Below are 14,489 nucleotides of genomic sequence, written 5' to 3'. Positions count from 1 at the left end.
GATGCGCCAAGCGGCAGGTTTTACCCTCCTTGAGATCTTACTGGTGGTGGTCATTATCGCTGTCAGTGCCTCTGGTGTAGTGATGGTGTGGCCAGAGCCTACCGATACCCGTGCGCAAGAAGCGGGGCAAGCGTTACACCAGCGGATGAAGCTATGGGCCGAGCAAAGCTGGCTCGAGGGGCGAACGTATGGCGTGCGCATCAATGAGCATGATTATCAGCTGTTAACGTTGGGGGAAGACAAGTGGCGCCCCGTGCGCAGTGAACGCTGGGCAACCCAAGGGACCTTGCCAGCGCAAAGCCGGTTTTCTCTCACCATGGACGGCTTTGGTTGGCAGCAACAAGACCGCTTGTTCGAAGATAAGCCTCTGTTTGAGAACCTGTTTGATGACGAGGGTGAACAGCCCGTGGCCCCACCACAGATCTGGTTATTGCCCAATGGTGAACTCACCCCTTTTACCTTACGAATCGACGTAGATGGCCGGGCCGCTTGGCAGCTTAAAGCCAATGAGCTGGCGCAGTTTACTTGGCAACGGGTGGAGGACCGCTGATGCATGGCAAGACGCCAAGCCCCCAAAAGGGCATGACTTTGCTTGAGGTATTGGTGGCGGTGGCCATTTTTGCCATTGCCGCGCTCAGTGTCATGAAGGCGACGGGCCAGCATACCCGTTCGCTAGGGCGTTTAGAGCAAAAAACCTTAGCGGCTATGGTGGCGGATAACCAACTTGCTGAAGTCGTGCTCAGGGCTGACGTGCCAGAAAAGGCGACGCAAGGGACCACTGAGATGGCCGGTCAGCAATGGCAATGGCAACTCACGCCGGTGGCGACCGAAACCGGCCAACTGCGAGCGGTGGATCTGTCGGTGTCGGCCGCTGAGCAGAGCGATAACCCATTGGTGACCGTGAGGACGTATGTCGAGACGCGCTGAAAAGGGATTTACGTTACTTGAAGTCTTGTTGGCGTTGGTGGTATTTGCCAGTATCAGCCTGACGGCTTATCAAGTGCTACAAACCGTACAACGCAGCAATGTGCAATCGCGTGAAGTCGGCAAAACCTTGCAGCGGTTGCAACGTGCGTTAGTGATCATGGACAGTGACTTTCGTCAAATGGCCGCGCGTCGTCAGCGTATCGACGGTCAAACACCGACCGAGCGATTACTGATTGCCGGACGCGATGTTCTCCAAAGTGAGGAAATGGGTATACGTTTTACGCGTACCGGTTGGATTAATCCGCAAGCGCGTTTTCCTCGCGGTGAAGTCGTCGCGGTTGGCTACCGACAACGGGACGGTCACTTAGAGCGCCTGCGTTGGCGTTATCCGGATCAGGCCGCAGGTGATGAGCCAGCGGTGGCCACCTTGCTCAGTGATATCAAAGCGCTCACGTTTCGGTTTTACGTGGAAGACAATTGGCAAGAAAGCTATAACACGGCCCATGCTTTGCCCAAAGCGGTGCAAGTACGCTTTACTCATCCGCGTTACGGGCGATTAGTCCGGACGTATTTGCTGGCGGGGCAAACGTTACCCGCGCCGCTGCAGCGGGAGGCACAATGACCCGACAGCGAGGCGCGGCGCTTCTTATCGTGATGATGATCATGGCGCTGATGACAGCGATTGCTGGCAGCATGGCGTCACGATTGTTTACCAATTACCATCGGGCGGAAAACCAGCTCCATTTTCAGCAAGTGTACTGGTACAGCAACGCGGTGGAAGCTCTTGCCTCTGCGGTATTACGCGAAAGTTTATCGGACAGTGACACGGTGAATGTAAACCAGGACTGGGCCCAGTCTGCGCGGACATTTCCGCTTCAAGGTGGCAAAGTTAGTGGTCACTTACAAGATGCGCAAGCCTGCTTTAACTTAAATAGTTTGCAGTTGCGAGGTGCAGCGCTAGGCGGTGAGGTGCCGTATGAAGTGCGCGTACTGCGTGCTTTAATCGGTAGCCAGGTCGACGATAGTTATCAAGCCGATGTGATTGCGCAAGCGAGTCGCGATTATATTGATGAAAATAATCAGCTTGATCAATCGTTAGGCGCGGAAGATGCTCACTACGAGAGTGTCCGCCCCGCTTACGTGACGGCTGATGCTGTGATTGCCGATGTCAGTGAGTGGCGCGCTGTTCGTGGGGTCAACGCTGAGGTCTTTCGCCAGTTATCACCGCAGCTGTGTGCGATTCCCTCTACGGAGCTGATGGTGAACGTGAACACGTTAACGGACAAACAGGCTGCATTGCTATCGGCGTTGTTTACCCCGGCCCTGTCAGTTGAACAGGCAGAACAGGTACTGACCGAGCGCCCTGAGTCGGGTTGGAAAAGTGTCGACGATTTTATCGCTACCCTGACGCTGACTGATTTTGATGAGGCGGCGCGCAAGCAAGTGATGTCGCATTTAAGCGTGACAAGCCATTACTTTTTATTACACGCCGATGTGCACGTGGCCTCAGCCCAACGTCATATCCAGGCATTATTGCACTATCAAGACGACGGCCAAGTATCGGTTTTACGCCGTCGGTTCGGAGGAATGCGTGAGCGAGCGACTGATAATCAGGATCAGTGATGCCAGCCAACCCATTTATTGGGCGCAGGTGCGTACCAGCGATAACCAAGTGATGACAACCGGCACCTGTCAGCAGTTGTCAGCATTAACAGAACAAGCACAGACAAGACGTGTGGTCGTGCTGGTGGACAGTACCTGGCTGACGCTCACTTCGGTGACGTTACCGCCTGGCTCGCGCCGGCAACGAGACAAAGTCGTGCCCTATTTACTGGAAGAAGCATTAGCCGATGAGGTTGAGGCGGCGCATGTCACCCTGCTCGACACCCAAGAAAACACCGCTCAGGTCGCGGTGGTGGCTCATCGGCAGATGCAAGCTTGGCAGCAGGCCCTTGATGCGGCCAATATCCATGCTCGCCAGTGGATCCCGGATGTGTTGTGTTTACCTTGGCAGCCTCAAACGTTGACGCTAGCGCCACTGGCCGATCAGTGGTTGTGCCGCTCTCAACCCCATCAAGGTGTGGTTGGGCAGCGCGCATGGCTTGCCTTCTGGGCGCAAGCTTGGTGGCAACAGCTGGGCAATCAAACCGAGGGAGCGCGCGCGGCAGACACCGAGTCATCGACACTCAGCCTGCAGGTGTATGGCGCGCAAGACGCACACACCGAGTCGCCTTTACCCATCGATGGCTTCCCGGTGCAGTGGCAGCAAAGTGAACCAACTATCAGTCTGTTGGCCGCACAGAGTACCTCGGTGTCTGCCAATTTATTATCCGGCCCTTATCGGCCGCAAAGCCAGATGAAACAGCGATTCAAGCCGCTGATCCCCACTGCCGCGCTATTGGTGATGGTGATGGCGTTGTTGGGCAGCGAGCAATGGCTGGCACTTCGTGACACCCAGCAACAGGTGCAAGTGTTACGCTCGCAAAGCGAAGCCTTGTTTCGTGAGACGTTACCACAATACCAACGCATTCCAACCCGCTCGTATATGGTGCGGCAAATGGACGCTGAAATTGCCCGCCTAGCCGGGCAGCAACAGGATTCCGCGCTACTGCCTTGGTTGGCACAATTAGCGCCAATGCTGGATGATGTGCCTGGCCTGGAGCTCCAGGCGCTGCGTTATCAGGGTAATCGAGACGCGTTGATTTTACGCGCCAAAGGTCGAGACTTTGCACAATTTGAGCGTTTGCGAGGAATATTGAGCGAGCATTATGCGACTGAGCTCGGCCAGCTGAACCGTAGTGGCGACGCAGTCAGTGGCGAGTTTACGTTAAGGAGCCCATCATGATGGCACGCATTCAAGCCCAGTGGCAGGCGATCAGTGTGCGCGAGCAGCGGTTATTACTGATCGCAGGTGGCGTGCTGGTCGTTAGCCTTTTGTACTGGGGAGTTATCGCCCCGCTTCAAACTCAGGCCGAAAAGGCTAATACCGCGCTAGCCAGCGAGCAGCGCTTGTTGCGAGACGTTCAACAAAAGCGCACCCAAATCATGCAGCTGCGGGCGCAGTCAGGAAGCGGTCATCAAGCTTCTGCGAGCCGAACACAGCCATTAAACCAAGTCATCGCGGCCAGTGCTGGGGAATTTAACCTCACGATTACGCGCTTACAACCGGGTGAAGATAGCGTGCAGCTTGGGATTGAACCGCTGCCGTTTAACCAACTCCTCCGTTGGTTAGATCAACTGGCGAGTGTACATGGTATTCGCGTAGTGCGTTTAAGCACGGAAGCCACAGAGACGGCCGGCAAAGTTAAGGTGAATCGACTGCAGTTGGAGCGATAAAACAATGTGGAAAAAAGGCTTATTCGGCATAGGGTGTGTGCTTGTCTTTGTGGTCAGTGTTGTGGTGCATGCGCCTGCATCTTTATTACGTCTAGCGCCTTTGCCCGATGCGATACACATCGGTGAAATCGACGGCACGGTTTGGCACGGGCAAGTCGAACAAATACGGTGGCAAAATTATACCCTAGGACCGGTGCAATGGGATGTGCAGTGGCATCGTTTAGTCACCGGCGCGACGTTTGAAGCGGCCATTCAGGTACGTAGCCCTGACGGGTTGCGAGGAAAAGGGAGCCTTGGTTTTAACGGCTCGACACTGACGGTGTCACAAACGTTGGTGTCTGCGCCCGCGCAGCTATTAACAGGCGCTATCGCATTGCCCCCGGGCGTTGCGATTGATGGCACACTCGATCTGGTGCTGCGCGATGCCATCTTGGCTGAATCAGGGTGTCAGCAATTGCAAGGGCAAATCCAATGGCAGCATGCGGCATTGCAACTGCCGATGGGGCAGCTAGAAAATATTCCTGCGCAAGCCGCTTTATCCTGCGAAAATCAAGGTATTGCCGCGCACGGTGAGGGGCAGTCGGCGTCTTTAAGCAATAAGTTTTCATTGTCAATTACGCCGTCTGGGCGATACTCTGTATCGGGATGGCTAAAGCCGGGGCCTGACTATCCCGAACCGATGAAGGCGCCATTATCTTGGTTAGGCGCGCCAGATCAACAAGGCCGCTATCGCTTTTCTTTTCGCGGCTAACAAGGCCTGATTGGCCTATCAGCAAAGGGTGGCAAATCACACTATGACGCAGCGTAAACTTCCTCAAATCCTGTCGAAACAGGTCGTCGCCGCTTCTCGTTTGTTTAAGGTGGAGTCGTTAGCGCTCACGTTTAGCAATGGCGTTGAACGTACCTATGAGCGGATGAAACCCTCAGGCCGTAATGCGGTAATGATGGTGCCGGTTACCGAGTCAGGCGATCTCTTATTAGTCCGAGAATATGCTGCTGGGACAGAGCGCTATGAATTGGGATTCCCGAAAGGCTTAATTGACCCGGGTGAAGAGGCCGCGCAAGCGGCGGTGCGTGAGCTGAAAGAAGAAATTGGCCAGGGCGCGCGCGAATTGATCCCGTTGAAAGAGGTGGTCCTCGCGCCTTCGTACTTTTCCAGCCGTATGACCTTGATGTTGGCACGTGATTTGTATCCAGAAAGCTTGGAAGGTGATGAACCCGAACCGCTTGAGATCATTCGCTGGCCGTTAGCCCAAGCGGAAGAGTTACTGACCCATGGTGATTTCTGTGAAGCGCGCAGTATTACCGCACTGATGATGGCGCTGAAGTACTTACAAGCGGAGAGGTGAGGCATGGCATTGCCTGAGTTGTTGCCCGATGTGATTGAAATAACCCGCTCAGCGGGCCAGGTTATTCTCGATATTTATCAAGACGGTGATTTTGAAGAGATCACCAAAAGTGATCAAACGCCGGTGACCAGCGCCGATTTAGCTGCCCACAAGCTGATTACGGAAAAACTCACTGCGTTGACGCCGGATATTCCGGTATTGTCGGAAGAAGATTGCGGTGTACCCTTCAGTGATCGCCAACAATGGCAGCGATATTGGCTGATTGATCCACTGGATGGTACCCAAGAATTTATCGCTGGCAGTGGCGATTTTGCCACTATTATTGCGCTGGTGGAAAACAACCATCCGGTGATGGGCGTGGTCTATGCGCCTGTATCGGGTGTGACCTATTATGCGTGCCAAGATAAAGGGGCGTGGAAAATCACCCCTGATGGCGATATGCATCGCATCTCGACCATGAAGCGCGACGAAGCGATTACCTCGTTATCCATTGCGATCAGTCGTCGACAAGATATTCATGCGGTGACGGAAAAACTAGCGCCTGAAATTAATTACGATTTGATCCCTTTGGGCTCAGCCGCACTGAAAGCCTGTTTAGTGGCGGAAGGGGCGGTAGATTGTTATCTGCGTTTAGGACCGACAGGTGAGTGGGACACCGCCGCGACGCAATGCATCGTCGAGCAAGCAGGTGGACGGATCCTCAGCACAGAGCTTGACCCTTTGTCGTATAACGAGCGGGATTCACTGCAAAATCCAAACTTTATTGTTCTTGGTGATGAGTCGCTAGCGTGGTCATCTATTTTACGTCGCTAGAGACACCGCAGGTGTTTGATAATACAGTCAACGGCACCGCTCTCGGTGCCGTTTTGCATGGATAAGAACAAAGCCGCTAGAACAAGCGATTGAGCCCATTAAGCGCCGCCACCCGATAGGCTTCTGCCATGGTGGGATAATTGAAGGTGGTGTTGACAAAATAATCGATGGTATTTGCCTCACCTTTTTGCTCGAAAATCGCTTGGCCAATGTGAATGATTTCCGAGGCACGTTCACCAAAGCAATGGATGCCAAGGATCTCGCGTGTTTCACGGTGAAACAGTATCTTTAAGCTACCGACATCCATCCCTGCAATTTGTGCTCGTGCTAGGTGTTTAAAAAGCGATCGGCCTACTTCGTAAGGGACTTTCTCTGCAGTGAGCTCCTGCTCGGTTTTCCCCACTGAACTGATCTCCGGAATGGTATAGATCCCGGTTGGAATATGTTCAATCAGGCGCACATTGGCATTGCCTTGGCAGATGGCTTCAGCCACCACACGGCCTTGGTCGTAGGCAGCACTCGCTAAACTTGGATAACCAATGACATCACCGACCGCGTAGATGTGACCGACCTCAGTGGCATAGCTTTCGCTATCGACATCAAGTTGACCGCGAGAATTCGGTATCAGCCCGACGGATTGAAGATTAAGTTTGTCGGTATTGCCCGCGCGTCCGTTGGCATAGAGCAAACAATCGGCTTTCATTTTTTTGCCTGACTCAAGATGGACGACCACCCCATCTTCCGTGCCTTCAATGTTTGCATAGGTCTCATCGTTACGGATCATGACGCCGCTACTGCCAAAGTGATAGGACAAGGCATCAGAGATTTCGTTATCCAAAAAGGAGAGCAAGCGGTCTCGTGTATTGATTAAATCGACCTTCACCCCTAATCCGCGAAAAATCGAGGCATATTCACTGCCAATGACCCCCGCACCATAAATGATGACATGACGAGGGTCGTGCTCAAGCGACAAAATTGAATCACTGTCGTAAATACGAGGGTGAGCAAAATCAACATCTGCCGGTTGATAAGGGCGAGAGCCGGTGGCTATCACAAAGTGATCAGCCGTGTAGGTATCAGCGCTGCCATCACTATGATGAACCGCTAATGTGTGTGCATCAATAAATGTGGCACTCCCATGTAACAAGGTACATTGGTTGCGGTCGTAAAAGCCTTGGCGCATGCGCGTTTGTTTGCCAATCACTGAATCGGCATGACTTAGAATTTGTGCAAACGTGCTGTGTAGGCTTTTGGTGTTTTGGGTATAAATCGGACTTTGATTAAATTCGATGATCCGGCTAACCGTGTGGCGCAGCGCTTTGGAGGGAATCGTGCCCCAATGGGTACATCCGCCGCCAACCGTGTTTTCGCGCTCAATCACCGCGACGCGTTTGCCCGCTTTTGACAAACCCATCGCGGCCCCTTCACCGCCAGGGCCGCTACCAATAACGATCGCGTCAAAGTGATCTTTTGGGTGGGGACTCGACTTGCTCATAGGGCTCAGACCTTATTTTCATTATTGCAACATCCATTTATGACTAGTTTAACGCTTATTATCCGTAAGGTTAACTTTCGGTGCCCAATCTCTGGTGAAATTGGCGTTCGCGCGTGATGTCGGCTGGCTGATTTGCCGATAAAAATTGCGTATAGTGACACCATGGTGACCATGAGTTGGATATGATGGGGATTCGAGCAGAACAAAAAGAAAAAACGCGTCGATCTGTCATTGATGCGGCGTTTAGCCAACTCAGTGCTGAGCGCAGTTTCTCAGGCTTAAGTTTGCGCGAAGTGGCCCGAGAGGCAGGTATAGCGCCGACTTCGTTTTATCGTCACTTCAAAGACATGGATGAGCTCGGTTTAACCATGGTCGATGAAGGGGGCTTGTTATTGCGCCAACTGATGCGCCAAGCGCGTCAACGTATCGCTGCGGAAGGCAGTGTGGTACGTACTTCCGTCGAAACCTTTATGGAATTTATTGAAAGTAGTCCGAATGTGTTTCGATTGTTGCTCCGTGAACGGTCAGGCACATCCGCTGCGTTTCGTGCTGCAGTCGCGCGAGAAATTCAACATTTTGTTGCGGAGTTAACCGAGTATTTACAATCGCGCACACAGCTCACGTATGAAGAAGCGTACAATCAATCTGAGGCGTGTGTGATTTTAGTCTTCAATATGGGGGCAGAGGCCCTTGATCTCGACCCGCACGCACGCGCAGAATTGGCGGAGCGAATGGTGTTACAATTGCGCATGATAGCCAAGGGAGCTTACTGGTACCGTAAAGACCGTGAGCGGCGAGCCTTACAGGAAAAACTGTCATAAACAGGTGAAAACATGGAACACGAGCAAGTCAAATCAGAACGTAAATTCTTATTGCTGGCGCTAGTCACTGGCATTTGTGGAAGTGCAACGCTAGCCACCGTCTTTTTCAGTGGCGTGGCGTTTTCGATCTTCCCCATTCTCGCATTTGTACTGGCCGTACATGCTTGTTATCAATTGCATGAACGACAGCCACTGACAGAAGGCACACCGCTGATTGCCTTTGCGTGTTTCCTGGTGGGGGCATTTGGCTATTCCGCCTTTATTCGCATGCAAATACCAGAGCTGGGCGGTAACTTCTTCTCGATCTTGGTCTCAATGGCGTTAGCCTTCTGGATTGGACATAAGTTGGGCTTTTTCAGTCGCAAACAGACTGCAGAGACGGCCTCTGATTCCTAATCACCAGGCCTAAAAACAAAAAAAGGCGTCCCTTTCGCGAGCGACGCCTTTTTTGTTTCTGGCTTTAGCGGTTTTATAGGCGCTCTAACCACACACCCGCTTCGGTATGGTGGGTGAACGGGAATTGATCGAACAGGGCACAACGACTAATCCGGTGTGTTTGGCCTAAGCGTTGTAAATTCTCGACCAAGGTTTCCGGATTGCATGAAATATACAAAATACGATCGTAGCCTTGCACCATTTTGCAGGTTTCATCATCCATGCCCGCGCGGGGTGGATCGACAAAAATGGTGTTGCACTGATAATCACTCAGTGTCACGCCTTGGTCTTGTAAGCGACGGAACTCACGCTCACCATTAATCGCTTGGGTAAACTCTTCGGCTGACATACGAACGATTTGCACGTTATCGATATGATTGGCGGCAATATTGTATTGCGCCGATTGTACCGAGGACTTGGCAAGCTCGGTGGCTAAGACTCGACGGAAGTTTTTCGCCAGCGCCAGAGAGAAGTTGCCGTTACCACAATACAGTTCCAGCAAATCGCCCTCGCTATCTCGGGTACAATCAATCGCCCAATCCAGCATTTTTTGCGCCACTGGGCCATTGGGCTGGGTAAAACTGTTTTCAATTTGCTGGTACACCAAGGTTTGGCCATCAGCCTGTACCTTTTCTAGCACGTAATCGCGGTCTAGTACCTTTTTTTGCTTACGCGCACGGCCAATCAAGTTGAGGTTAAAGCCTTCATCATTGAGGCGTTGCTTCAGTGTTTGGGCGGCCTGCTCCCACGCTTCATCTAGTTGGCGGTGGTACAGTAACGACACCAAGATCTCGCCACTTTGGGTTGACAAAAAGTCCACTTGGAACAGTTTGCGGCGCAAGGTCTCGTTGGGTTTAATTGCTTCGAGTAAGAGCGGCATCAAGTCGTTGATTAAGCGGCTCGCCACGGGAAAGGTATCAACGCGATATTTTTGTTTAGTCGCCGGGTCAAACATGATGTAGTAAAGATCATCCCCCTCATGCCATACCCGAAATTCCGCGCGCATCCGATAATGCGTCTCTGGCGAATGAAACACTTCGAGCTCAGGCGCGTGAAACGGTGCGAGTTGTTCCGTGAGTCGTTGGACTTTCTCAGCAAGCTGTGTGTCGTAGTCAACGGTTGATTGGGCCTTGGTCATGATGGCTGCCTCAGCGATTGGAAAATGAGCGCAGATTTTAGACAAATCCCCAGCTATGTCCAGCCTTGCTCACGATTCTCCGTTATTCTATAAGGTTATCAATGGACAATATCCATCTAGATGGCTACTATCCTTGGGCGGGTAAGCGATTAGCGAGCAAACAGGCCGTAATCGCAGGAATGCGGTGAGAATCCGCAACTGACGCGCAGCGGTATCAGAGAACGACCCTAACTCGGCCCCTGGCCAGACACTGTCGCCAATTCTTTGGATAGGTGATGGGAAGTCGTTAGCAGTAGGCGGCGAAAGCCATGCTCTTAAGTCCGAATACAGCCCGCCCCGCAGCACAATGCTGCATATTCTCGCGATAGGAAGGAATAACCCATGAACAAACCAATTGTGGCGAGCCTGGCGGCGTCATTACTCCCCACGAGCGCGTGGGCCGAGCAAAACACCGAAACGGTGGTGGTGACCGCCAGTCGGTTTGCGCAGTCCGATGCCTCAGTATTGCAATCCGCAGCCATTTTGACACGTCAAGACATTGCGCGCTTGCAGGCGCGAAGCCTTGTCGATGTATTGCGCTCGGTGCCGAGCATCGAGATTGCTCAAAGCGGTGGTCGTGGCCAACTTGCCTCTATTTTTATGCGCGGCACGGAATCAGACCACTCTTTGGTCCTAATTGATGGGGTGCGTATGGCCTCGTCCATCACAGGGTCGGTGGATTTTAACCAGATCCCGGTGAACAGTATCGAGCGTATTGAGGTTATTCGCGGCGCACGCGCCACACTCTATGGGTCGAGCGCGATCGGCGGTGTGATCAATATCATCACTAAAACCGATAAAGAGCGAGCCAATGTTTCCGTAACCATGGGGAGTTTGGATCATCATGCGATTAACGGCGCTTGGGCAACAAAGTTAGGCGATAAGGGTCACTTTTCAGGCATTGCTGGGTATGAGTCGAATGATGGATATAATGTTCACCCAAAGGCGAGTAACCGTGGAGACCAGCATGGCTTTACTGGCCGCAATACACAACTTGGATACAATTATCAATGGAACGCTGCTTGGTCGGCTGATATCACAGGGCGCTGGTACCAGAATGAGTACGATTACGATAATTTTGATAGCTTAAAACATGGCTGGTTAGAAAGCCAAGCACTGGCCAGCACGCTGAATTATCGCTCTGATGCCTGGAGTGCAACACTCAGCGCAGAAATCTCCCAACAAGAAAACTATGACTACAGCCCTGGCAGTGACCGTAAAAACAATAAAACTTCAGATGTTGAGCAAGTCACTACCTCGTTGGGACTCCAGTATCAAGCCACGAATGATTGGCTGCTTGGCGGTGGTGTGGATTATCGACAAGACACCTTTAATGAAGGAAGCTTGATTACCAACCCCGATGATATTGCAATCAATCCGCGTGATAACTTGGGCACTTACCTTTTAACGCAATTTAGCCCAGTAGAGACACTATCTATTGAGGCAAGCGCACGTTCGGACGACAACGAACAATACGGGCAGCATACGACTTGGCAGACAAGCGCGGGTTTTGCGATAGCGGAAGGGTATCAATTGGTCGCTAGCTATGGCACCGCTTTTAAGGCACCCGGTCTGACTGAGCTTTACGGATGGGGCGGCAATGCAACGCTCAAGCCGGAGGAATCGTCCAATACCGAGTTTGCTCTTCGTGGCGTGACGGCTGACGTTGATTGGTCACTTACAGGCTATATCAATCGCATTGATAATCTCATTCAGTATGCAGGTAGTTACCCCAATGGTCAGAACCAAAACGTGGGTGAAGCTAAGATCAAAGGCGTTGAGTTTATTGCTAACTTTGATGTCCACTCTTTAAATAACCGCATATCGTTAGAATATAAAGATCCTAAAAATGAGAAAACAGGCGAGCAGCTCGCACGTCGCGCTAAACGGATAGCGAAGTGGGATGCATCCTACCAATGGGAGCGACTGCAGCTCGGTACTCAGTGGCAGTATCAAAGTGAACGTCTAGATTATTCCGGTGGAAAGATGCTGGGAAGCTATAGTCTGTGGACGGTTACTGCCTTTTATCAGGCGACCGATAACCTGACCGTGAAAGGTAAAGTCGATAATGTGTTCGATAAAGAGTACGAGACTGTGGGTGGTTATCCTGCGGCCGAACGCGGCTACTTTATGACGCTGGACTATCAGTACTAGCGTTTGCTTTTATGGTGAAACTAGCTTTAATCACGCCTTTATCGTTATGATAAGGGCGTTTTTTATTGAATGGGTGTCCCATGGCGCAGCCCAATATATTGATCTTCGACTCCGGTGTGGGGGGCTTATCGATTTATCAGTCGGTGCGAGAGCTGCTTCCTGACGCTAACTACACCTATTTGTTCGATAACGCAGCTTTCCCATACGGTGAGCTGGACGATACCCAACTCATCACTCGTGTGACTGCTTTGGTGAGTGCGGTATGTATGCAGCATGATATTGATATCGTCGTCATCGCATGTAATACCGCCTCGACGCTGGTACTGCCGCAGTTACGTGAACAGTTAGCGATTCCGGTTGTCGGCGTGGTGCCGGCGATCAAACCGGCAGCGGCGCAAAGTCAGAATAAAACGATAGGTTTGCTGGCCACACCTGCCACCGTTGCTCGTCCTTATACGAAGCAGTTGATTGCCGATTACGCCAAAGGCTGTCATATGGTGTCGGTAGGTACTACAGCTTTGGTGCATATGGCAGAGCGAAAGTTACGAGGCGAGGCCGTTAATCAAGAGGACTTAACGGCAATATTAGCGCCGTTTACAGCCACCATCGATACGTTGGTGCTGGGATGTACGCATTTCCCCTTATTGCGAGATGAAATCCAACAAGTATTGGGTGAGTCAGTGTGTTTGATTGATTCAGGCACTGCAATCGCGCGCCGCATCGTCTCACTGACGGCCACACTGAACTTATCCAGTGTTACCGCGACAACATCAGGCAATCACGCTTACGCAACGGCAACACCGATTAAGGCTGACGCGCTATCCGACTATATACAGTCGATAGGATTGACGCGCGTTAGCTATTCGCCTGCTTTTTTGGTTCGTTCGCTTCACGGACTTTAAGTGTCCGCTCGCCGTATACATTGTTATTCAGGGCGTTGATGGCACCCTCGGCATGCGCAGCGGCCATCACCACGAAACCAAAGCCTCGACGTTTGCCGGTGCGTTTATCCTTCATCAGCCGAACGGCAAAAACCTCGCCATGTTCGCTAAAAAGTGTACGGACATCATTTTCATTGGCGCGATAAGGTAGGTTACCCACATACAAGGTTTTACTCTGAGGTGATTCTTCCTCGTCGTTGTTCGCGCTATGTGGTGCAGGGGCATCCTGTGTCGCTGGTTTAAAATCGGGGAGAGGAAGGTAGAGGCAAGCCAGTCCGCTGACGATTGCGCCTGCAGCGAATGCAATGGCAGGTGAACTGACCCCCATCAGGTTGACGATAATGGCGCCGAGTACGGCGATACAGATAATTAGTGCAAAATTGACTGGTGATTTCATAAGCATTATTAAAAATAGAGCGATTAAAAGTGATGACATGAACAACAAATAGGCAATGCATGTCATAAAAAGGACCAAGAAAACAGGCCAGCGTTATCTCTCAGTAAATACCACGTATCAAGGATGTTTCAAAACGCTGGTTATTCATCATTTTAGGTGGATTATTGCCCAGTCGAAATAAAAAACGTAAAAAACCCTTGTCAGTGTGATCTGTGTCGCTATACTACGCCCCACATCGACACGGCACACAGGGCAAGCGCTCAGCGCCATGTTGAAGTGAAAAATCAAATAAAAATAAGCGCTTGACGTGAGTTTTTAAAAGATTAAGATAGCCGTCCACTCAACGCTAAGCGTTAGGGAAGTCAAAAAGAAATTTTATTTCCGGCCCTGAGGGTTGAAAATAAAAGATAGAATTTCTTCTTGACTTTAACGGCAAGGCGCGTAAGATACGCAGCCCTGACCAAGCGAAGCACTGCTTCGCACAGTCAACGCTCTTTAACAATTTGACCTATGCAATCTGTGTGGGCACTCGTTGAGAATAGACAAAAAGATTTATTCGATGAACTGAGTGACCAATTCATGTTGGTACAGCCTTGAGCTGTTTTGATTTCACTTTTTTAAAAGTGGATGCCAACAAGAGCACA

The 14,489-nt window shown here is 51.5% G+C and carries 16 protein-coding genes and 1 riboswitch; of the genes, 13 read left to right on the top strand and 3 right to left on the bottom strand.

The window, feature by feature from the left end; genetic code table 11:
- Window position 1: 1 nt before the first annotated feature.
- Genes gspH through cysQ form a run of 9 tightly spaced genes read left to right on the top strand, consistent with a single transcriptional unit; the run spans window position 2 to window position 6,425 of the window.
- Entirely contained in the window at window positions 2-550 is a 549-nt protein-coding gene (gene gspH / locus BZG77_RS10630) for a type II secretion system minor pseudopilin GspH (RefSeq protein WP_158011439.1), read from the top strand.
- On the top strand, window positions 550-927 hold the full coding sequence (gspI, locus tag BZG77_RS10625; protein ID WP_021022563.1) for a type II secretion system minor pseudopilin GspI: 378 nt from the start codon (window positions 550-552) through the stop codon (window positions 925-927). The genes gspH and gspI overlap by 1 nt, the downstream gene beginning before the upstream one ends.
- On the top strand, window positions 911-1,549 hold the full coding sequence (gene gspJ, locus BZG77_RS10620; protein ID WP_077647222.1) for a type II secretion system minor pseudopilin GspJ: 639 nt from the start codon (window positions 911-913) through the stop codon (window positions 1,547-1,549). Before gspI ends, gspJ begins: the two co-directional genes overlap by 17 nt.
- Window positions 1,546-2,550, top strand: a complete 1,005-nt coding sequence (gene gspK, locus BZG77_RS10615; RefSeq protein WP_077647221.1) for a type II secretion system minor pseudopilin GspK — start codon at window positions 1,546-1,548, stop codon at window positions 2,548-2,550. Before gspJ ends, gspK begins: the two co-directional genes overlap by 4 nt.
- Complete coding sequence (gspL, locus tag BZG77_RS10610; RefSeq protein WP_158011438.1) at window positions 2,519-3,772, top strand: type II secretion system protein GspL; 1,254 nt, start codon at window positions 2,519-2,521, stop codon at window positions 3,770-3,772. Before gspK ends, gspL begins: the two co-directional genes overlap by 32 nt.
- Window positions 3,769-4,263: a type II secretion system protein GspM gene (gene gspM, locus BZG77_RS10605; protein WP_021022559.1), complete on the top strand. Its 495-nt coding sequence runs from the start codon at window positions 3,769-3,771 to the stop codon at window positions 4,261-4,263. Before gspL ends, gspM begins: the two co-directional genes overlap by 4 nt.
- 4 nt (window positions 4,264-4,267) lie before the next feature.
- The gene (locus tag BZG77_RS10600; protein WP_077647219.1) at window positions 4,268-5,014 is read left to right on the top strand and encodes a type II secretion system protein N; all 747 of its coding nucleotides are present in this window, start codon (window positions 4,268-4,270) and stop codon (window positions 5,012-5,014) included.
- Between the two features lie 43 nt (window positions 5,015-5,057).
- Window positions 5,058-5,612, top strand: coding sequence for an ADP compounds hydrolase NudE (gene nudE, locus BZG77_RS10595; RefSeq protein ID WP_077461661.1), 555 nt, complete (start codon window positions 5,058-5,060; stop codon window positions 5,610-5,612).
- A 3-nt stretch (window positions 5,613-5,615) separates the two neighbouring features.
- The gene (gene cysQ / locus BZG77_RS10590; protein WP_021022556.1) at window positions 5,616-6,425 is read left to right on the top strand and encodes a 3'(2'),5'-bisphosphate nucleotidase CysQ; all 810 of its coding nucleotides are present in this window, start codon (window positions 5,616-5,618) and stop codon (window positions 6,423-6,425) included.
- 76 nt (window positions 6,426-6,501) lie between these two features.
- Here the strand turns inward: cysQ and sthA are convergent, their stop codons facing one another.
- Window positions 6,502-7,920, bottom strand: coding sequence for a Si-specific NAD(P)(+) transhydrogenase (gene sthA, locus BZG77_RS10585; protein WP_077647218.1), 1,419 nt, complete (start codon window positions 7,918-7,920; stop codon window positions 6,502-6,504).
- 185 nt (window positions 7,921-8,105) lie between these two features.
- Here sthA and fabR point away from each other — a divergent pair, with 185 nt between their 5' ends.
- A complete protein-coding gene (fabR, locus tag BZG77_RS10580; protein WP_028569605.1) occupies window positions 8,106-8,741 on the top strand; it encodes an HTH-type transcriptional repressor FabR in 636 nt (211 codons plus the stop codon).
- A 12-nt stretch (window positions 8,742-8,753) separates the two neighbouring features.
- Window positions 8,754-9,137, top strand: coding sequence for a YijD family membrane protein (locus BZG77_RS10575; protein ID WP_021022553.1), 384 nt, complete (start codon window positions 8,754-8,756; stop codon window positions 9,135-9,137).
- 73 nt (window positions 9,138-9,210) lie between these two features.
- Here the strand turns inward: BZG77_RS10575 and trmA are convergent, their stop codons facing one another.
- Complete coding sequence (trmA, locus tag BZG77_RS10570; protein WP_077647217.1) at window positions 9,211-10,314, bottom strand: tRNA (uridine(54)-C5)-methyltransferase TrmA; 1,104 nt, start codon at window positions 10,312-10,314, stop codon at window positions 9,211-9,213.
- Window positions 10,315-10,436: 122 nt separating this feature from the next.
- Window positions 10,437-10,663: riboswitch (cobalamin riboswitch) on the top strand.
- Window positions 10,664-10,695: 32 nt separating this feature from the next.
- On the opposite strand from trmA, the gene BZG77_RS10565 reads away from it, so the two are divergent.
- Together BZG77_RS10565 and murI are read left to right on the top strand one after the other, a co-directional pair.
- Entirely contained in the window at window positions 10,696-12,507 is a 1,812-nt protein-coding gene (locus BZG77_RS10565; RefSeq protein ID WP_077647216.1) for a TonB-dependent receptor domain-containing protein, read from the top strand.
- An 80-nt stretch (window positions 12,508-12,587) separates the two neighbouring features.
- The gene (gene murI / locus BZG77_RS10560) at window positions 12,588-13,409 is read left to right on the top strand and encodes a glutamate racemase (RefSeq protein WP_077647215.1); all 822 of its coding nucleotides are present in this window, start codon (window positions 12,588-12,590) and stop codon (window positions 13,407-13,409) included.
- Here murI and BZG77_RS10555 read toward each other — a convergent pair.
- Window positions 13,363-13,845, bottom strand: coding sequence for an RNA recognition motif domain-containing protein (locus tag BZG77_RS10555; RefSeq protein ID WP_077647214.1), 483 nt, complete (start codon window positions 13,843-13,845; stop codon window positions 13,363-13,365). The two genes, murI and BZG77_RS10555, sit on opposite strands and share 47 nt — an antisense overlap.
- Window positions 13,846-14,489 lie beyond the last annotated feature (644 nt).

It is taken from the genome of Salinivibrio sp. IB643, assembly GCF_001996105.1.
Classification (GTDB): Bacteria; Pseudomonadota; Gammaproteobacteria; order Enterobacterales; family Vibrionaceae; genus Salinivibrio; species Salinivibrio costicola.
This window is presented reverse-complemented; position numbering and strand designations above follow the sequence as displayed.